19 protein-coding genes and 1 pseudogene are annotated in these 17,191 nt (G+C 60.2%); 9 read left to right on the top strand and 11 right to left on the bottom strand.

Annotated elements, in window-relative coordinates; genetic code table 11:
* Positions 1-3: 3 nt before the first annotated feature.
* On the bottom strand, positions 4-603 hold the full coding sequence (locus ACTQVX_RS02770; protein WP_441038873.1) for a tRNA (cytidine(34)-2'-O)-methyltransferase: 600 nt from the start codon (positions 601-603) through the stop codon (positions 4-6).
* Between the two features lie 90 nt (positions 604-693).
* Here ACTQVX_RS02770 and ACTQVX_RS02765 point away from each other — a divergent pair, with 90 nt between their 5' ends.
* Positions 694-1,191: a helix-turn-helix domain-containing protein gene (locus tag ACTQVX_RS02765; RefSeq protein ID WP_099431658.1), complete on the top strand. Its 498-nt coding sequence runs from the start codon at positions 694-696 to the stop codon at positions 1,189-1,191.
* Positions 1,192-1,211: 20 nt separating this feature from the next.
* Positions 1,212-2,063, top strand: coding sequence for an IS3 family transposase (locus ACTQVX_RS02760; RefSeq protein ID WP_370450575.1), 852 nt, complete (start codon positions 1,212-1,214; stop codon positions 2,061-2,063).
* 96 nt (positions 2,064-2,159) lie between these two features.
* Here ACTQVX_RS02760 and ACTQVX_RS02755 read toward each other — a convergent pair whose 3' ends face one another.
* The 3 genes from ACTQVX_RS02755 to ACTQVX_RS02745 form a co-directional block, all read right to left on the bottom strand.
* The gene (locus ACTQVX_RS02755; RefSeq protein WP_441033699.1) at positions 2,160-3,290 is read right to left on the bottom strand and encodes a GTP-binding protein; all 1,131 of its coding nucleotides are present in this window, start codon (positions 3,288-3,290) and stop codon (positions 2,160-2,162) included.
* A gap of 86 nt (positions 3,291-3,376) precedes the next feature.
* Positions 3,377-3,718: an arsenate reductase family protein gene (locus tag ACTQVX_RS02750; protein WP_441033702.1), complete on the bottom strand. Its 342-nt coding sequence runs from the start codon at positions 3,716-3,718 to the stop codon at positions 3,377-3,379.
* 184 nt (positions 3,719-3,902) lie between these two features.
* Entirely contained in the window at positions 3,903-4,526 is a 624-nt protein-coding gene (locus ACTQVX_RS02745) for a flavodoxin family protein (RefSeq protein WP_441033704.1), read from the bottom strand.
* Positions 4,527-4,784: 258 nt separating this feature from the next.
* On the opposite strand from ACTQVX_RS02745, the gene ACTQVX_RS02740 reads away from it, so the two are divergent.
* On the top strand, positions 4,785-5,654 hold the full coding sequence (locus ACTQVX_RS02740) for a patatin-like phospholipase family protein (protein ID WP_441033706.1): 870 nt from the start codon (positions 4,785-4,787) through the stop codon (positions 5,652-5,654).
* Between the two features lie 356 nt (positions 5,655-6,010).
* Here the strand turns inward: ACTQVX_RS02740 and ACTQVX_RS02735 are convergent, their stop codons facing one another.
* The 3 genes from ACTQVX_RS02735 to thiM are packed head-to-tail and all read right to left on the bottom strand — an operon-like array spanning position 6,011 to position 7,887.
* Complete coding sequence (locus ACTQVX_RS02735; protein WP_441033709.1) at positions 6,011-6,706, bottom strand: thiamine phosphate synthase; 696 nt, start codon at positions 6,704-6,706, stop codon at positions 6,011-6,013.
* A complete protein-coding gene (locus ACTQVX_RS02730; protein WP_427719764.1) occupies positions 6,703-7,044 on the bottom strand; it encodes a thiamine-binding protein in 342 nt (113 codons plus the stop codon). The genes ACTQVX_RS02735 and ACTQVX_RS02730 overlap by 4 nt, the downstream gene beginning before the upstream one ends.
* 3 nt (positions 7,045-7,047) lie before the next feature.
* A complete protein-coding gene (gene thiM, locus ACTQVX_RS02725; RefSeq protein ID WP_441033713.1) occupies positions 7,048-7,887 on the bottom strand; it encodes a hydroxyethylthiazole kinase in 840 nt (279 codons plus the stop codon).
* Between the two features lie 323 nt (positions 7,888-8,210).
* Between thiM and ACTQVX_RS02720 the strand changes: the two genes are divergently transcribed.
* The 4 genes from ACTQVX_RS02720 to ACTQVX_RS02705 all read left to right on the top strand — a co-directional run bounded on the left by ACTQVX_RS02720 (position 8,211) and on the right by ACTQVX_RS02705 (position 12,765).
* Entirely contained in the window at positions 8,211-9,119 is a 909-nt protein-coding gene (locus ACTQVX_RS02720; RefSeq protein WP_441033509.1) for an HAD-IIB family hydrolase, read from the top strand.
* 10 nt (positions 9,120-9,129) lie between these two features.
* Positions 9,130-10,026 carry a LysR family transcriptional regulator gene (locus ACTQVX_RS02715; protein WP_441033512.1) on the top strand — a complete coding sequence of 299 codons (897 nt, stop codon included), beginning with the start codon at positions 9,130-9,132 and terminating at the stop codon, positions 10,024-10,026.
* Positions 10,027-10,174: 148 nt separating this feature from the next.
* Positions 10,175-11,308 carry a 5-methyltetrahydropteroyltriglutamate--homocysteine S-methyltransferase gene (locus ACTQVX_RS02710; RefSeq protein ID WP_441033515.1) on the top strand — a complete coding sequence of 378 codons (1,134 nt, stop codon included), beginning with the start codon at positions 10,175-10,177 and terminating at the stop codon, positions 11,306-11,308.
* A 122-nt stretch (positions 11,309-11,430) separates the two neighbouring features.
* Positions 11,431-12,765, top strand: a complete 1,335-nt coding sequence (locus tag ACTQVX_RS02705; RefSeq protein WP_441560124.1) for a uracil-xanthine permease family protein — start codon at positions 11,431-11,433, stop codon at positions 12,763-12,765.
* 58 nt (positions 12,766-12,823) lie between these two features.
* Here ACTQVX_RS02705 and ACTQVX_RS02700 read toward each other — a convergent pair whose 3' ends face one another.
* Together ACTQVX_RS02700 and ACTQVX_RS02695 are read right to left on the bottom strand one after the other, a co-directional pair.
* Entirely contained in the window at positions 12,824-13,489 is a 666-nt protein-coding gene (locus tag ACTQVX_RS02700; protein ID WP_441055726.1) for an alpha/beta hydrolase, read from the bottom strand.
* Between the two features lie 136 nt (positions 13,490-13,625).
* The gene (locus tag ACTQVX_RS02695) at positions 13,626-14,939 is read right to left on the bottom strand and encodes an NCS2 family permease (protein ID WP_441041839.1); all 1,314 of its coding nucleotides are present in this window, start codon (positions 14,937-14,939) and stop codon (positions 13,626-13,628) included.
* Between the two features lie 193 nt (positions 14,940-15,132).
* Between ACTQVX_RS02695 and ACTQVX_RS02690 the strand changes: the two genes are divergently transcribed.
* Both ACTQVX_RS02690 and bsh read left to right on the top strand, forming a co-directional pair.
* Positions 15,133-15,552 carry a peptide deformylase gene (locus ACTQVX_RS02690; protein WP_154517060.1) on the top strand — a complete coding sequence of 140 codons (420 nt, stop codon included), beginning with the start codon at positions 15,133-15,135 and terminating at the stop codon, positions 15,550-15,552.
* 244 nt (positions 15,553-15,796) lie between these two features.
* Complete coding sequence (gene bsh / locus ACTQVX_RS02685; RefSeq protein WP_427719772.1) at positions 15,797-16,762, top strand: choloylglycine hydrolase; 966 nt, start codon at positions 15,797-15,799, stop codon at positions 16,760-16,762.
* Positions 16,763-16,841: 79 nt separating this feature from the next.
* Here the strand turns inward: bsh and ACTQVX_RS02680 are convergent, their stop codons facing one another.
* Positions 16,842-17,003, bottom strand: a complete 162-nt coding sequence (locus tag ACTQVX_RS02680; RefSeq protein ID WP_441540969.1) for a hypothetical protein — start codon at positions 17,001-17,003, stop codon at positions 16,842-16,844.
* A 38-nt stretch (positions 17,004-17,041) separates the two neighbouring features.
* A pseudogene (locus ACTQVX_RS02675) lies at positions 17,042-17,185 on the bottom strand (KUP/HAK/KT family potassium transporter); the annotation flags it as partial.
* Between the last annotated feature and the right edge of the window lie 6 nt (positions 17,186-17,191).

The raw sequence follows: 17,191 nt of genomic DNA, 5'->3' as shown, positions 1-17,191 counted from the left end.
TTGCTACATGCCAGCAAAACCTGTTTGGCGCAAGGCCTCGTAGAGGACGATGGCGGCGCTGTTGGAGAGGTTGAGTGCGCTGATGCGGTAGTCGTCCGGATTGACGAAGTTGCCGCAGATATCCTGCCGAAGGATGGCCTCATGGCCGCCCTCGGTATGTCCGAGCGATTCCTCGTGGGCTTCCCAGGCCTCGGCGTTGTCGAGTGAGTCACAATCGCGCAGCATGGGGATGCGCTCGCAGCGCTCGGGCGCTGCGGCGAGCAGCCCTTCGGGAATCCCCGAGCTTTCGCTGCCAAAGACCAAATAGTCGCCGTCACGGTAAGTGCTTTGCGCATAGGTTCGGCGTGCCTTTTTGGTCAGCAGATGCAAGCGGTCGTCGGCGGGGGAGAGGTCATTGCGCACAAGGAAATCCTCCCAGCTGGCATAAGTCGTCACGTCCAAGTTTTGCCAGTAGCCCAGGCCGGCGCGACGCACCGTTTTGTCGTCGAGCGAAAAGCCCAGTGGCTCCACCAGATGCAGGCGGGCGCCGGTGACCACGCAGGTACGGCCGATATTACCCGTATTAGCCGGAATCTCGGGCGCATACAGTACGATATTGAACATGAATCTCCTTGGCATAGAACGAAAAACCACCACGAAGGGGCAGTTGAACTGCCTCCCATTTCTTGGACATCGGGAAATGGGAGGTTTTCCATGAGTATAGACCTCAGGGTGAAGCACGACCTGGAGTCCAGGAGGCGGGCCGTCGAGCTCTTCGACGCCGGCGTCGGCTGCAAGCCGGCGGCCGAGGCCCTGTCCGTCCCCCGCGAGACCGTGAGAGAATGGCAGTGGGTATACCGGGCGTTCGGAAGCGAGGCGCTGCTGTCCATGGGCGGGAAACAATCCAGGTACACATTCGAGCAGAGGGTCGCCGCGGCGTCGGCCGTGGTCGACGGCGGGATGGCGAAGACCGACGCCATGGCCGAGTTCGGGATCAGGTCGAAGTCCCCGCTGGAGCGCTGGTGCAGGCTCTACCGCGAGGGCGGCGCCGAGGCGCTGCGGCCCGGACCGAAGGGCAGGCCGAGGGGGTCGAGGTCGAAACCCCGGGCCCGCACCCGCGAGCAGGAGCTCGAGGAGCGCTGCCGCAGGCTCGAGGCCGAGGTCGCCTACCTAAAAAAATTGCGCGCCCTGGTCGAGCGGGACGGGCTCTGACCAGGGCGGCGGCCGAGGCGGTGAGGGCGCTGAGGGCGGAGGGGCACTCCCTGCGCCACCTGCTGGAGTGCTCGGGGCTCAGGAGGTCGACCTACTACTACGCGCTGGCGCACCCGCGGAGGCCGACCAGGCCCGAGCTGCGCGACGCCGCGGCCGAGATATTCTCGCGCACCGCCAACGGCTGCGGGCACCGGCAGATAGCCATGTGCCTGCGCGCCGAGCTGGGCGCGGTCGTGGCCGACAAGACCGTGCTCAAGATGATGCGCGAGATGGGCATCCGGTGCGCGATACGCCGCCGGGGCTCCCGCCGCCGGTACAGCTCCTACAGGGGGCTCGTGGGGAGCACGTTCGAGAACGTCATCGCGAGGGATTTCGGCGCCGAGGGGCCGTGGCAGAAGCTCGGCACCGACGTCACCGAGTTCAAGGTCGCCGGCGCCAAGGCCTACTGGGCCCCGGTGCTCGACTTCTGCACGAAGGAGATCGTGGCGAGCGACATATCGACCTCTCCGGACCTCGCCCAGCAGCACAGGATGCTCGACCGGCTCCTCGAGGCCCTGCCCGACGGGGCGGCACCGACCATGCACTCGGACATGGGCTGGCAGTACCAGCACGAGTCCTACACCTCCAGGCTGGAGGGGGCGGGCATCACCCAGAGCATGTCGCGCAAGGGGAACTGCATCGACAACGCCGCCACCGAGCAGCTCTTCGGCCACGTGAAGGACGAGTTCTACCGCGGCAGGGAGTGGGGCAGCTTCGAGGACTTCAAGCGCGACCTGGAGGAGTACATAGCCCATTGGAACACGCGGCGCAGGCAGGTAAGATTGAAGGGCCTGACGCCGGAGGAGTTCCGGAACCGGGCCCTTGCGGCGTAGTCGCTATTTATTCAGTCCAAGTTTCGGGGCGCAGTTCACAGTCACCTTCGTGGTGGTTTGATGGTTACGTGGGCGGAAAACGCCCACTTGGATAACCTAAGCGCGGTGCCAGTCGGTCAGGCAGGCATCAAGGGCGGCGATGAGCGCATCCTTGTCCATGTGACGGCCGATGATGCACAGGCTCGTCATGCGGTCGCCCGTCTCGTCGTCCCAAATCTGCATGATCTCGGGGTTCTCGTCGATGATCTTCTGTTTCTCGCCCTCGGGCGCCGAGTCAACGAACAAGCCGTTCTCCATCAGGCGCATCTGGCGGCCGGCCTGCTCGAACATGTAGCACATGTCCGGATCGCCGGTCTGCCACAGCGGACCCTTGACGCGAATGACCTCGTCGGGCCACTCCTGCTCAACAAAATCGGTGAACTTCTGCAGGTCAAACGGCTTACGGCGCGAGTACACAAAGGTCTCGATGTCGTACTCGAGCACCTCGGGGTCGTCGTGCTCCTCGGGATGCTCCATGGCCTCGATCCAGGCGGCGGAGTTGTAGGCGCGCATAAAGTCGAAGCGATCGGTATCGAGCAGCTCCTCCATGGGGACCTCGCCGTTTTGAGCCTCGATAATCACGGCGTCCTTCTGCAGGCTGCGCACGATGGCCTTGAGCTCGGCGATCTGCTCAGGGCTCACGGTATCGGTCTTGTTGAGGATCAGCGTGGAGCAAAACTCGATCTGCTGGATGAGCAGGCTCTCGATGTCGTCCTCGTCGATATCCTCGGCCAGCAGGTCGCGACCGCCGTTGAACTCGTCGTACATGCGGGCGCAGTCGACCACGGCAACGATGTTGTCGAGCGCGAGCTTGGGTTCGCCGCCCACTTTGGCCTCGTCGCAGAAGCTCGAGATGGTGTAGGCGATGGGGATAGGCTCGCAAATACCGGAGGCCTCGATGATGATGTAGTCGAACTTGCCCGAATCGGCAATGCCCTGCAGCTGGTTGGCCAGGTCGTCCGAAAGCGTGCAGCAGATGCAGCCGTTGGTGAGCGGGATGAGGTCGTCGGTCTCGGAAAGGCCACCGTCGGCGATAAGGCTGGCGTCGACGTTGATCTCACCGATATCGTTGACGATCACGGCGGCGCGGATACCGCCGTCGTTGGCGAGGATATGGTTGAGCAGCGTGGTCTTGCCGGCACCGAGGTATCCGGTAAGCATGATGATCTTCACGGGTTTGTTGGGCATGTGCCCTCCTTTGTTAGACATGGCTTACAGTAAAATCATATGCCAAACGCCTGCTCTTATACCCACGCGCCGGCAAATAACACAGGCTACTCCCAGGCTCCCCATACATCGGGGCAATAACCGACGGTGGCCTTTTTGCCGTTGCGCACGATGGGCTCGGCCAGTGCCTGCTGATTCTCGAGCAGCTTATCAAAGCGCTGGCTGGGAGTGAGGTGCTGGATAAGTGCGAGTGTCTCCTCGTCCTTGGCTTTGGGGTTGAGCAGCTTGTCGATGCCGCCGACCGCCTGCATCACGCTCGTGAGCTCGCCTTTGCTCATCTCCTTTTCCCTAAGGTCAATAAACTGCACCTTAATGCGGCGTTCCTTAAAATAGCGTTGGGCCTTCTTGGTATCGAAGGACTTTTTGGTGCCGAAGATTTGCACGTTCATAGCATGTTCCGCCGTTCTAACGAACGGCGGTCACCTCGACGCTGCAAAGCCATCTGATGGGCAATCTGCCTTTCAATCGTCGGGCGCGGGCAACAGCCCAGCGCCCTCCTCTTTCAAGGCACCTTGCCTCATCAGCTGGCTTTTCGCTGACATTGATAGAACGTCGAGGTGACCACCGCTGGACTTATCGAATGAAGTTGGTGCGCTCGCGATCGGCTTCGGACGCGCTGATGCCGGCGGCCTGTCCTGCTTCGATACATTGCAGGAGCCAGGCCATGTTCTTGCCGATGTTGCGCATGGTGGCAAGGCCCTCGGCATCCCCATCGGCGTCGCCGGGCACGCGACCAAAGACGTTGTTCCAGTACGTGGAGGCGACTACGGGCATCTGGTTGATGGTGAAGTACTTGTTGAGCACATCGAAGGTGGTCGACGTGCCACCGCGACGGGCGACAGCGACCGCGGCGCCGGGTTTGTGCGCAAAGGCGTGCCCGCCCGCATAGAAGGCGCGGTCGAGGGCCGAAAGGATGCGTCCGCTGGGGTGCGCATAGTAGACGGGTGAGCCAAAGACAAAGCCGTCTGCCTGCTCAGCGGCAGCGATGAGCTCGTTCACCACGTCGTCGTCAAAGGTGCAGCGACCCCCAAGCTTGCCACACTGGCCGCAACCGATACAATCACGAATGGGCTTGGCGCCCAGCTGAAACACCTCGGTATCAATGCCTTCGGCATTGAGCTGCTCGGCGACTTCGGCGAGCGCCCGGGCGGTGTTTCCGTTTGCCTTGGGACTGCCGTTGACCAAAAGAACCTTCATCACAAACTCCCTCTGCTGTCGGTGACTTCTGCTGAGAATTATCTCACGTTGCGTGCGATGACGTTGGCATGGTGCGGGCGATGTTTATCCCGCAACGTTCTTAAGGGCGTTCATGCCTAAGGCCATCTAGGGGCATTGCGGTACGGCATGGGGAATGCATTGGGAAACGTTCGATAAATGCTTATAAACACGTTTTTGACGGCATACGTTGACAGATATACTTGTTGAGTTCAAAAGCATGGGAACGGAGATGGTTGCATGGCACAGCCGGAGACATCACACACAGTGGGGCTTGCGCTCGAGGGAGGCGGCTACCGCGGTATGTATACGGCGGGCGTGCTCGACGTTTGGATGGAGCACGGTTTGACCTGCGATCATATGGTGGGTGTCTCGGCGGGCGCGGCGTTTGGCTACAACTTTAAATCGCGCCAGATCGGCCGCGCCATTCGCTACAACAAAGCCTATTGTGCCGACAAGCGCTATGCGAGCGTGACAAGCTGGTTGCGAACCGGTGACATGTTCAATGCCGATTTTGCCTATCATGAGGTGCCGCTTGAGCGCGATCCTATCGACTTAGAGGCGTATCGCGCCTGCCCCATGCGATTTACGTGCGTGTGTACCGATATCGAGACGGGCAAGGCCGTCTATCACGATCTGCCGTATGGCGACGAGCGCGATATCGAGTGGATTCGGGCATCGTCGGCGATTCCCGTGGCGACCAAGCCCGTCTGGATTGATGGACATCGATATCTGGATGGCGGTGTGGCCGATTCTATTCCCAGCGCATGGCTGTTTGCGCAGGGGTATGACCGTAACATCGTGGTGCTGACGCAGCCGGCGGGCTTTGTGAAACAACCCAATAGCTTGATGCCTATGCTGCGCCGCGTGTTTCGCCGCTATCCAGAGTTTGTCGCGGCGCTTGAGCACCGGCACGAGGTTTATAACGCCACGCTCGATGACCTGACGCGTCGCGAGGCCGGCGACGAGGTTTTTGTGGTGCGTCCGAGCGAATCGGTGAAGGTGCCATCGCTGTGTCGTGAGCCAGAGGAGCTCGAACGTATCTACCAGGTCGGTCGGCGTGATGCGGAGGCCACGTTGCCCGCACTAGAGGTGTATCTGGCAGGGTAGAGCCACGGTCGCTGACTCGGCGGAAAGTGCATCTCAGAATGAGCCTTCGAAATGGGGCATAGTTTCCCATGGAGACCGCTCGGGAAAGCGTGCCCCACTTTTCGGCCGTAGTTTGGGACACAGTTTCCCGTTGGGCGGATTTCGGAAAGCATGTCCCAGAATTTGCGCCCAGAACGGGATACAGTTTCCCAGACGGCGGATTCCGGAAAGTGCATCCCGGAATCTACGTCTAGACTGGGACACAGTTTCCCGCTGACTCTCTATATGGAAAACGCATCCCAGAATGGAGGTCCAAACTGGGATGCGCTTTGCGCTATTGAAGATATGAGGCTGCGAATCAGCTGCTCGGCCTATGCCTATGCCTGTTGCCAGGCATCGACAAGCTCCGTGGCTGCGACACGGGGGTCGTCAGCGCTGCAGACGGCGCTCACCACAAAGAAGCCGTCGACGCCGGTGGCCTTGAGCTGCGGCAGATCGGCTTTTTTGACGCCGCCGCCGACCACGATGGGAACGGGGCTTGCCTCATGGAGCGCGGCCAGGTCCTCAAAGCTCTTGGTGATGATGGAGCCATCTGCCGCGCGTCCACAGTCGCGCTTGGTCTCGGTCTCGTGGAGCGGGCCGATGCCCAGGTAGTCGACTAGGCTCATGTCGGCGGTCTTGACGTACTCGAGCATTTCCTCGCAACGGGCCGAAAGGCCCACGATGGCATCGGGGCCCAGAAGCTTGCGGCAGACCTCGACGGGAATATCGCTCTGGCCCACATGCACGCCGTCGACGGCGATACCCTGTTCGCGTGCGGCGAGTACGCAGTCCAGACGGTCGTCGATAAGCAGGGCGACCTTGCCGGTCTTGCCGGCGCGAGCGATAGCCTGCGCGGCGTCGCCCGTCAGCGCGATGATCTCGCGGGCACTTGCCACCTTGGAGCGCACCTGGATGCAGGTAAAGCCGGCATCGAGCGCCTGCGCTACCACATCGCCCACGGGACGTCCCAGCGTGTTTTCGGGGCCGAGTACCAGATAGGCCGAGATATCAAGGTTGTCGCGGATGCTCATCGTGCTTCCTCCTGCTTTTTGATTTGCGCTTCCATGCGCTCGAGTTTGCCGGTCATGGTGTCGGTAAAACCGGGTCGAATATCGGCTTTGAGAACGACTTCGGTGCGGATGCCCTTGCTTGCCAACACAAAGGTTGCGTCGCGTACGACCTGCATGACCTCGTCCCAGTCGCCCTCGATCTCGGTGAACATCGAGGTGGTGCGGTTGGGAAGGCCGCTCTCGCGAATGACGCGCACGACCTCGGCGACCTCGGCGGACAGCTCGTCGCCTGTGCCGCACGGGGCGATGGCTACGGCGACGAGTGTGTTCATGTCGGCAGCGGTTGCGGGTTCGGACATGACTTATGCCTCCTCGAGCTCGAGGTGGTTATTCGCAATATCCTGAGCGGTCGCGCGGTAGAGTTCGTCGATAAAGGCGACCTTAAAGCTTGCCGGGGCATCAGCGACAGCGGCGGCACGCGTGCCGGCAACGTTGTAGACAGCGGTACCGCAGATGGCTGCCGTAAACGGATCGGCGGCGCAAGCGTACACGGCCAGGACGCCGCCCTGCGAGCAGCCACAGCCGGTAATCTTGGACATGAGCGGGCTGCCGCCGTGGGACTTGGCCACGGTCGTGCCGTCGGTAATCAGGTCGACTTCGCCCGAGACCACTACGGCGCCGCCGGTGTAGCGGGCGAGTGCCACGGCAGCGCCGCGGGCGGCGTCGACCGTATCGGTGGTATCGACACCGCGCACGCGGCTCAGGTCAGCCGCCTCGCCTTCAAGACCCCACAGGCCGGCGAGCGCGATGATCTCGGAGGCGTTGCCGCGCACGATGGCGGGCTTGTACTGCTTGAGCTCGTTTACCAGCTGGGTGCGCAGGCTACCGATGCCCAGGCCCACCGGATCGAGCACCCAAGGTTTGCCGGCGTCGTGTGCCGCTTTGGCCGCACGGGGAATCGTCTGCTCGTAGATGGGGAAGAGCGTGCCCATGTTGAGATAGATGGAGCCGCCGCCTGCAACGAGCGCCTCGCCCTCGTCGGGCAGATAGACCATGGCGGCCGAACCGCCTACGGCGAGCTGCGCGTTGGCGACAAAGTCGATCGTCACCGTGTTGGTGATGGAGCCGGCCATCGGGTTGGTGGCGCGAATCTCCTCCACGGCCTTGACCACATTTTGTTTAAGCTGTTTCGAATCAATCACTGCACATGCCTCCTTGGCATAGAAAAGGGGCGCTGTGCATAGACAGCGCCCCTGTAAAGGCGGCATGCTCCCTACGCCAGCATTAACTGACAGGTTCAAAGGATTGAGCCCCATGCCCTCTCAGCCTTGTGGTTTGCACCGCCGGCACTCCCGCATCGAATCTGTTGTTCCCTATACTAGCGCACCTGCCAAAAAGGGACAGGTTTATTTTGGCAGGTGGCAACTGGGTCGTTGCATTTTCCCAGATAAAACCTGCCAAAATAAACCTGTCCCTTTTTGGCAGGTCGCTACAATGGATACGGTGAAAATGACTGGGGGACTCTATGATCAAACTTGTGCTGACCGATATGGACGATACGCTGATTCCAGCCGGGCATGACGGCGCCAGCGACTACGCCATCGAGGGCATTCATGCCATGCAGGCGGCGGGCCTGCACTTTGGCCCGGTTTCGGGCCGTCAGCCGTCCGCGATGGGCTGGATGTTTCGTAATCGCTCCGAGTGCTTCTCGACCGGTGCGTTCTGCAACGGCCAGGTCATGTTTGTCGACGGCGAGGTGGTAGCCTCGCATGCGACCGACAACACCGCCCTTATTCGCTTGGCTGACTACTTGGAGCAAGAGACCGACGATACCTATCTGAAGGTCTACAGCCTGGGTGATGACTTTTGGGACAATGACGCCTATTGCGTGACGAGCGATCCTGGGCGCGTGCGTCGCGCTATGGAGTCGGGCGGCAACGCGTGGCTCAAAGGCGAAGAGGCCCCGTGCCGTCCCGTTGTCGGTGACGCGCCGGTGTTCAAGGCGAATATCTGGAGTGCCCGTTCGCGTGAGGGGCTCGCGGAGCTACGCGAGCGCGTTGCCGCCGAGGTGCCGGAACTTTCGCTCGTGTTTCCCAACAACCGAGTGCGCCTGTTTGACATCCTTCCGGCTGGTTGGGACAAGGGCTGTGCCACGCTGGAGCTGGCGCGTGCTTTGGGCCTGACGCCCGACGAGGTGGCGGTGTTCGGCGATTCCGATAACGATCTGCCCATGATTAATGCCGTTTCCAACTCCGTTGCAGTCGCCAATGCCAATGAGGCCGTCACGGCTGCCGCGCGTTGGCATATCGGCGCTGCGGCAGACGATGCGGTTGCCGGGGCTCTGCATCAGATTGCCGCCTGCGCCGCGACGGGGGCGATGCCGTTGTTTATGCGCCAGATGGACGCGACGGGTCATGGCGTCACGAACGTCTAGGGAGAAAGTCATGAAGCTTCAGCAGCTCAGGTATGTTGTTAAGGTTGCCGAATGCGGCAGCATTACCGAGGCCTCGCGCCGGCTCTTTGTGTCGCAGCCTTCGATTACCGCGTCGATTCGCGATCTCGAAAACGAGATGGGTGTGCACATCTTTGAGCGCACCAACAAGGGCGTCATTGTGTCCGAGGAAGGCGAGACATTCTTGGGCTACGCGCGCCAGGTACTCGATCAGGCCGACCTGCTCGAGGGCAAGTACAAGGGCGCATCCGAGCAAGTGCCGCACTTTAGTGTGAGCTGTCAGCATTATTCCTTTGCCGTTAATGCGTTTGTCGACGTGATCCGTGAGTTCGATGCCGCGCGCTACGACTTTACCCTGCGCGAGGAACAGACTCACGAGATCATCGAAGATGTCGCGCACATGAAGAGTGAACTGGGCATTCTGTACTTATCCGAACATAACCGCGAGGTTATCGAGCGCATGCTGGTGGCCAACGAGCTCGTATTCGAAGGACTCTTCTGCGCCACGCCGCACGTCTTTGTATGCGCCGACCATCCACTGGCGGACCACGCCAGCGTGACGCTCGAGGACTTGGAAGACTATCCGTTCCTATCCTATGAACAGGGCAGCTACAACTCGTTTTACTATTCCGAGGAACTGACCTCGACGTTTGAGCGCCGCAAGAATATCCGCGTGCGCGACCGTGCGACCTTGTTCAACCTAGCCATGGGTCTCAACGGCTACACGGTGTGTTCGGGCGTGATTAGCCACGAGCTTAATGGCCCCGGTATTATCTCGATTCCGCTCGATGTGGATGAATACATGGAGATTGGCATTATCACGCGCAAGAATACGACGCTCACGCGCTATGGACAGGCTTATGTCGAGGCCATCCGGAGGCATATCTAACCGGTAGCGTTTGATGTTGCTGTCTTGGGCTGTCGAAATGGCTATAGGAAAACTATATGGCAAACATATATAAACGCATATTTTACGATAACCAGGAGTGCGCTCATACTCTTTCTCGCCAAAGCATTCCATGCAAAAGGAGATTCCTATGAGCAATTCCACCCAGCTCAAAGCGCCGTTTCGCGCCGATATCGTCGGCAGTTTTCTTCGTCCGCAGGCCGTAAAGGACGCCCGCGCTGCCTATGCGGCAGGCGCGCTTGATGCCGAGGGACTTAAGGCAGTCGAGGACGAGGCCATTCGCGATTTGGTGGCAAAGCAAAAGGCCGCCGGCCTACAGGTCATCACCGATGGCGAGTTCCGCCGCAGCTACTGGCACCTCGATTTTATGTGGGGTCTCAACGGCATCGAGCGCCGCACCTCGCGTACGGGCTATATGTTCCACGATGAGGAGACTACCGCCGACACCGCCGTGGTGACCGGACCTATTAGCGGCGAGAACCATCCGTTCGTCGAGCACTTCAAGTTTGTCAAGGCGCTTGAGGGCAAGGGCCAGGTCGCGCGGCAAACCATTCCGGCGCCGATCCAGACGTTCTCCGAAGTCACGCTCGACCGCTGCGATGGCCAGCAGGAGAGCCTGCACGCCGTCTACAAGACCGACGAAGAGCTCGCCGATGCCATCGCCGCGGCATACCGCACCGTGATTGCCGATCTGTATGCCGCGGGTTGCCGCAACATCCAATTTGATGACTGCACCTGGGGCATCTATTGCGATACTGACTTTGTGTCCAAGACCGGCATGAGCCCGGTTGACCTGCAAAAGGTGAGCGAGCTGGGCGTGGCGCTCAACAATGCCGCCATCGCGGGCAAGCCTGACGACTTGGTGATCAATACGCATGTATGCCGTGGCAACTACCACTCTACTTATGCCTTTGAGGGCGGCTATGATCCCATCGCCCCGTACCTGTTTGCGCATGAGGACGTCGACGCGTTCTATCTGGAGTTCGACACTCCGCGTGCCGGTGGCTTTGAGCCGCTCAGGTATGTTGCGCCCGGTAAGAAGGTCGTGTTGGGCCTGGTGACCACCAAGGCAGCCGAGCTCGAGGACGAGGACGCGACCGTCGAGCGTATTCATGAGGCAGCAAAGTACGTGCCGCTTGAGAATCTGTATCTGTCTCCGCAGTGTGGCTTTGCCAGCTGCGAGATTGGCAACAAGCTGACCGAAGGTGAGCAGTGGGCAAAGATCGCGCTGGTCAAGCGTATTGCCGAGCGTGTTTGGAAATAGCGGTACCGCTTGCAAGCGACGGCGCGTGCGAGACATGGCGTATCGCGTACAATGGTTCGGACCGTATCGTTCGGGCAGGTTATCCGCTATTCCCGAGCGCCCTTCCATTCGAAAGGACATCCATGTCCCAGTCCTCGACGCCCGCCGTCACCGATGCCATCTACGACGCTTCGTCGCTCGGCCGCCCGCGCATGTTCCTGCTCGGTCTGCAGCACCTGTTTGCCATGTTTGGTGCCACGGTGCTGGTGCCCGTGCTCACCGGCCTTTCGGTATCGGCAACGCTTTTGTTTGCCGGCTTGGGCACGCTACTATTCCACTTCCTGTCACGCGGTAAGGTCCCCGCATTTTTGGGCTCATCGTTTGCCTTTATTGCCGGTTATGCCGCAATCGCGCCCAACGGCGAGGCCGAGCTATTGCCCTACGCTTGTCTGGGCGTTGCCTGCGCTGGTTTGCTCTACCCGGTGCTTGCGGCGCTCTTCCGCGCGTTTGGCGCCAAGCGCGTCATGCGCTTCTTCCCGCCGGTGGTGACTGGCCCCATTGTCATTTCGGTCGGTCTGATCCTGGCGAGTTCCGCTATTGCCAACTGCCAGACTAACTGGCTCGTTGCCGTGGTTGCCGTCGCCGTAATCGTCATCTGCAATATTTGGGGTCGCGGCATGGTCAAGATCGTGCCGATTTTACTGGGCGTCGTGGTGAGCTATTCCGTTGCGGCTGCGCTGGGCGAGGTCGATTTCTCCGGCGTCGCAGCCGCTCCCTGGCTTGGCTTGCCCGTCGTGTGGGACAACACGGTGTTTGCACTCTTTGGGCCGCAGTTCGATAGCGGCCTTGCCACGACGGCCATCATCACCATCATGCCGCTGGCCTTTGCAACCATGATCGAGCATATCGGCGATATATCCGCTATTGGCTCCACCTGCGAGCGCAACTACATCGCCGATCCCGGCCTGCATCGCACGCTGCTCGGTGATGGTCTCGCCACGATTCTGGCTTCGCTCTTTGGCGCTCCGGCCAACACCACGTATGGCGAGAACACCGGCGTGCTCGCCCTGACGCGTGTGTTTGACCCGCGCGTGATTCGCATTGCCGCGTGCTGCGCCATCGTGCTTTCGTTCTGCCCCAAGTTCGCTGCCGTGATCGCCGCCATGCCGGCATGCGTTATCGGCGGCGTGTCGCTCGTGCTCTATGGCATGATCAGCGCCGTGGGCGTCCGTAACCTCATCGAGAACCAGGTCGATTTCCAGAACAACCGCAACGTGCTGGTGGCCGCTCTGGTGCTCGTGCTTTCACTCGGCATTGCCTACAGCGCCGCCGGTGCCATCGTGCTGGAGCTGGGCGGCGTGACGATTTCGCTTTCGGGCCTTGCCGTGGGCTCGCTGGTGGGCATCGTGCTCAACGCGATTCTGCCTGGCAACGACTTTGAGTTCGCCGTTTCTGAACTTGAGGAGACTGTCGAGTAGTAGTTGTGTTCAGCTAAATCAAAAAAATGGCGCCCGTGCGTACGCGTGGGCGCCATTTTTAATGCGTCAGTATCCAGTGTATGCCGCGGGCCATGCGCACATCGGTTTGGGCAAAGTGGTTACCGGGGTTGAGCTCGAAGGTCGCGGGGATGCCTCGGTCGCCGAGTAGTTTTTCCATTGCGCGCGTGTCGTCGAGTACGTGCCGCATCATGCGGTTGGGCGTCTTGGTCTCCTTTTTGCCGAGTGATAGATAGACGGCGTTGGGCGCGGCTGGCATCGTGTGCCCGTGTGCGTAATCGACAAATCCGGGAAACCATAGGGACCCCGATGCGCTTGCGGCACGGTTAAAGGCATCGGTCTGCCAGAGCGACCAAAGCGAAAAGAGACCCGCCAATGAGTAACCGGCAATGCCGCGCCAGGTAGGCGGGCAGGGAAGTGATGGCTCGACCTCTGGGATTATCCGATTCAGCAGTTCATCGAGAAACTCGGACGCCTGACCACCAAAGGGCTCGGCATCGCGCACGGTTCCGTCGCATTCCCAAGGGCTCAGCTCGCGATTCCAATTGAGCCCGCCAATGGCGACCAGGGTGAATGGCGGGCAATCAAGCTCAAGACAACGGCTATAGACCTCGGTGCCGTCACCCATGACCGCGGGAAGGAAAATGACGGGCGCGCTTTCGACATGCCTTGAATGAATGGTTATCTGCTTTTGACGCGCTTCCATGACAAGCTTCTCTCTGCATTTCGACATCTACAAATACGATTGTCGCACGTCGGCGTAGGGACCGTCGCTAAAAGAAAGGCGCAGAGCCGCTTGATACGACTCTGCGCCTTGAGGTTTTGCTTTGGCAGCTTTGCCCTTACGCTACAAAGAAGTAGACGAGGAAGGCGAGTGCTGCGATCCACATGAGCGGCTTGATCTTGGAGGCCTCGCCCTTAAAGAGCGCGACAACCACGAAGGCGATAAAGCCCAGACCGATGCCGGCAGAGATGGAGTAGGTGAAGGGCACGCCGGCGACAATCATGAACGCTGGGAAACCCTGCGACACGTCGGACCAGTCGATCTCGGAGGCCTCGCTCATCATGAGGTAGCCGACGTAGACCAGAGCACCGCAGGTGGCGGCGCTGGAAACGATGGTGACGATGGGGGAGAAGAACGCGGCGAGAATGAACAGCACGCCGGTGGTGACGGAGGTGAGGCCGGTGCGGCCACCGTCGGCAGCACCAGAGGTGGACTCGACGAAGGTGGTGATGGAGGAGACGCCCATAAAGCCACCGGCAGCGGCGGCCACGGAGTCGACGACCAGGATGGGACGGATGTCCTCGACATTGCCGTCCTCGGTCAAGAACTCGCCCTGCTTGGCGACGGCCATCGCGGTGCCCATGGTGTCGAAGAAGTCACTCATGAGCAGCGAGAAGGCAACGACGAGCAGCATCGGGTCGGTCAGGACCTTCACGATGGCCATGTTGCCATCAGCAGTGCTGGCAAACGGGGCGCCAAAGGTCGAGAAGTCGAGCGGTGCGATGAGACCCTCGGGCGCATGGGTGACGCCCAGCGGGATACCGGCGATGACGGCGACGATGATGCCGATGAGCAGTGAGCCCGGCACGTTGCGGGAAGCAAGGGCAACCGTCACGACGATGGAGATGATGCCGACGATAAAGGTGGGGGAAGCGATATCGCCCAGGCCGACGAGCGTACCGGCGCCAGCGGTGATGATACCGGCGTCGCACAGGCCGATCATGGCGATAAACAGGCCCAGACCCACCGAGATGGCGTGGCGCAGGACCACGGGGATGGCGTCCATGATGGCCTCGCGCAGGCCGCAAAGGACGAGTAGCAAGATGATGATACCTTCGAGGAAGATAACACTCATGGCAACGTGCCAGTCACCGCCGCACATGGTGGCGGTGATGCCCGCAATCATGGCGTTGATGCCCAGGCCCGACGCACAGGCGAGCGGGCGGTTGGCGAAGATGCCCATGCAGATGGTCATGATGCCGGCGCCCAGACAGGTGGCGCAGGCGAGCGCTCCCGCATCGATGCCAGCGCCCGAGAGCACCGCAGGGTTGACGGCGATGATGTAGGCCATCGCCAGGAATGTTGTCAGTCCAGCGCGAAGTTCGGTCCCGATTGTGGACTTGCGCTCGCTGACGTGAAAAAGTTCGTCCATGCATACCCTTTCCTTGTTCGGCCCCGAGTTTAGGCCGATTGACACGAACTTACCTACTATATCGCCTTTGGAAGGTCGATGTTTCTCGCATGTTGAAGTTCGGCGCTTTGTAACAGGCGGACGGTATTTTTCGCATGAAAATGTGTAGGTACCGTATACTTAAGCAGTTACATTGAACTCTTTGGAGGAACGTATGATTAAAGAGCTCTGCCGCGACGAGGCTATCCTGTCCCAGCGTTGCGAGGTTGCGACTGTCGAGGACGAGTCGGTCGCACAGGACCTGATCGATACCATCAAGTCGCTCGAGGACGCCGGCTGCCTTGCCGCCAACCAGATTGGCGTCACCAAGAAGGTCTGCGTCTATCTGGACGACGCCGGCGAGCCCCACGTGCTCTACAACCCCCGTCTGGTGTTTGGCCTGGGCGCCAGCAAGATGGAGGAGAGCTGCCTGACGCACGACGAAATCACCAAGTCCACGCGCTATATCAAGTGCAAGGTTGCCTTTGACCAGATCGTCGACGGCAAGATGAAGGAGTGCCGCCGCGACTACACGGGCTTTGAGGCACAGATGATCCAGCATATGATCGATCACTGTCTTGGAAAGTTGGTCTAAGGGGACCAAAGTACCGCACCTTGCCGCTCAATCGTCGCTCGCGTACCTTAAGTACGCTTCGCTCCTCTTTCGTGGCAATCTGCGGTACTTTGACCCCTTAGACGACCTGCGAGGTTGACTTGGTTGAGTTTATCTTGCTTGTGTGGTCCGGGCGTGACGTTATTGTCATGTCCGGGCTTTTGTGTTTAGCGCCTATTTGTTTGGTAACAATGAGCTTAACAAGGACGTATGGCTAGGAGGCGCCATGTGCACGAGCATTCGATTTACCGATAATTCCGGCAACATGTATCTGGGTCGCAACCTCGACTGGAGCTTTAGCTACGGCCAACAGGTTCGCGTGATGCCCCGCGGGTTCCATATCCCGTATTCGTTTATCGACGATGCGTCGGCGGCACACGCGGTAATCGGCATGTGCATCGATTACAAGAACTATCCTATGTTTTTCGACTGTGGTAACGATGCGGGTCTGGCTGTGGCAGGGCTCAACTTTCCCGGTTATGCCGAGTATGCCGAGGACCCGGTTGATGGCAAGACCAATATCGCGGCCTATGAGTTTCCCCTGTGGGTGGCAGCGACGTTCTCGACGGTCGACGAGGTCGAGGCTGCGCTGCGCGACACGGTGATTGTTGCCAAATCTGCCGGAGAGGGGCTGGGTGTGTCGCTGCTCCATTGGATTATCGGCGACAGCCGGCGCAGCATCGTGGTCGAGATGATGGCTGACGGTCTGCATGTATACGACGATCCGGTCGACACCCTTGCCAATCAGCCGACCTTCCCGTGGCACATGGAAAACCTGCGCACCTATATCACCGCCACAAGCGATTTTCCTCAGACGGCGACATGGCGTGGCGCCGAGCTCAAGCCCTATGGCGCGGGTGCCGGCATGCGCGGTATTCCGGGTGACTGCTATTCGCCGAGCCGTTTTGTAAAGGCGGCATACCTCAATGCCAATTACCCGCAAAAAGACAGCGAGGCCGAGAACGTCATTCGCATGTTCCGCTCGCTCGAGGGGGTGGCGATGATCGAGGGTGCGTCCAAGATGGGTGACGGCAAGTTCGAGAAGACTATCTACACCGGATGCTTTAGCGCGCGCACGGGCAATTACTATTACTCAACGTATGAGGATCCGTCGATTCGCTACGTGAGCCTGATGGATGCCGAGGGCGCGAGCCCCGATAGGCTCGTGGTTCCCGAGCCGCGTCGTTCGTAGCCGGCGGTTTTACTGCAATGCAAAGCGGCCCTGCGCCTCCTGTGAGGCGCAGGGCCGCTGTCGTCGACGCGCGACGTCGTTAGAAGTTGGCGTCGTTGAGTTGTTCGCTCTCGAGGCCGTCGAGCTGTTGCTGTTCGGGCGTATCGGCGACGCTCCCGAGCAGCTCGGTGGGGTCGAAGTTCATGTCCCTACCGGCTTCGTTGATGTTGACAAGGTCGTTCGAGAAGATATCGACATCCATTTCCTCGGCTTCCTCGATCTGAACTTCGAGCTGGAGTTATTGGCGAGCAGCGCCGCGCCGCCGATCATGGCAGGTAGGATCAGCCACGGCGCCACTTTGCGCACCAGGCTAAACAGGGCGAAGATGCCGCCCTCGTTGTAGTTGTCGGCCTTCATGGCGATTACCACGTACTTGACCGTGCTGGTCTT

The organism is Collinsella sp. LCP19S3_A6 (assembly GCF_052122015.1).
Taxonomy (GTDB): domain Bacteria; phylum Actinomycetota; class Coriobacteriia; order Coriobacteriales; family Coriobacteriaceae; genus Collinsella.
The sequence above is the reverse complement of the archived record's forward strand: the minus strand, read 5'-3'. Positions and strand labels throughout refer to the sequence as shown.

Coding starts and splice junctions, on each gene's coding strand:
- ACTQVX_RS02700 (WP_441055726.1), bottom strand. CDS start 13,489: ATGGAAGCGCGTCAAAAGCAGATAACCATTCATTCAAGGCATGTCGAA.
- ACTQVX_RS02755 (WP_441033699.1), bottom strand. CDS start 3,290: ATGCCCAACAAACCCGTGAAGATCATCATGCTTACCGGATACCTCGGT.
- ACTQVX_RS02745 (WP_441033704.1), bottom strand. CDS start 4,526: ATGAAGGTTCTTTTGGTCAACGGCAGTCCCAAGGCAAACGGAAACACC.
- ACTQVX_RS02770 (WP_441038873.1), bottom strand. CDS start 603: ATGTTCAATATCGTACTGTATGCGCCCGAGATTCCGGCTAATACGGGT.
- ACTQVX_RS02750 (WP_441033702.1), bottom strand. CDS start 3,718: ATGAACGTGCAAATCTTCGGCACCAAAAAGTCCTTCGATACCAAGAAG.
- ACTQVX_RS02695 (WP_441041839.1), bottom strand. CDS start 14,939: ATGGACGAACTTTTTCACGTCAGCGAGCGCAAGTCCACAATCGGGACC.
- bsh (WP_427719772.1), top strand. CDS start 15,797: ATGTGCACGAGCATTCGATTTACCGATAATTCCGGCAACATGTATCTG.
- ACTQVX_RS02705 (WP_441560124.1), top strand. CDS start 11,431: ATGTCCCAGTCCTCGACGCCCGCCGTCACCGATGCCATCTACGACGCT.
- ACTQVX_RS02715 (WP_441033512.1), top strand. CDS start 9,130: ATGAAGCTTCAGCAGCTCAGGTATGTTGTTAAGGTTGCCGAATGCGGC.
- ACTQVX_RS02735 (WP_441033709.1), bottom strand. CDS start 6,706: ATGAGCATCCGCGACAACCTTGATATCTCGGCCTATCTGGTACTCGGC.
- ACTQVX_RS02765 (WP_099431658.1), top strand. CDS start 694: ATGAGTATAGACCTCAGGGTGAAGCACGACCTGGAGTCCAGGAGGCGG.
- ACTQVX_RS02710 (WP_441033515.1), top strand. CDS start 10,175: ATGAGCAATTCCACCCAGCTCAAAGCGCCGTTTCGCGCCGATATCGTC.
- ACTQVX_RS02720 (WP_441033509.1), top strand. CDS start 8,211: ATGATCAAACTTGTGCTGACCGATATGGACGATACGCTGATTCCAGCC.
- ACTQVX_RS02740 (WP_441033706.1), top strand. CDS start 4,785: ATGGCACAGCCGGAGACATCACACACAGTGGGGCTTGCGCTCGAGGGA.
- ACTQVX_RS02730 (WP_427719764.1), bottom strand. CDS start 7,044: ATGTCCGAACCCGCAACCGCTGCCGACATGAACACACTCGTCGCCGTA.
- ACTQVX_RS02690 (WP_154517060.1), top strand. CDS start 15,133: ATGATTAAAGAGCTCTGCCGCGACGAGGCTATCCTGTCCCAGCGTTGC.
- ACTQVX_RS02680 (WP_441540969.1), bottom strand. CDS start 17,003: ATGGATGTCGATATCTTCTCGAACGACCTTGTCAACATCAACGAAGCC.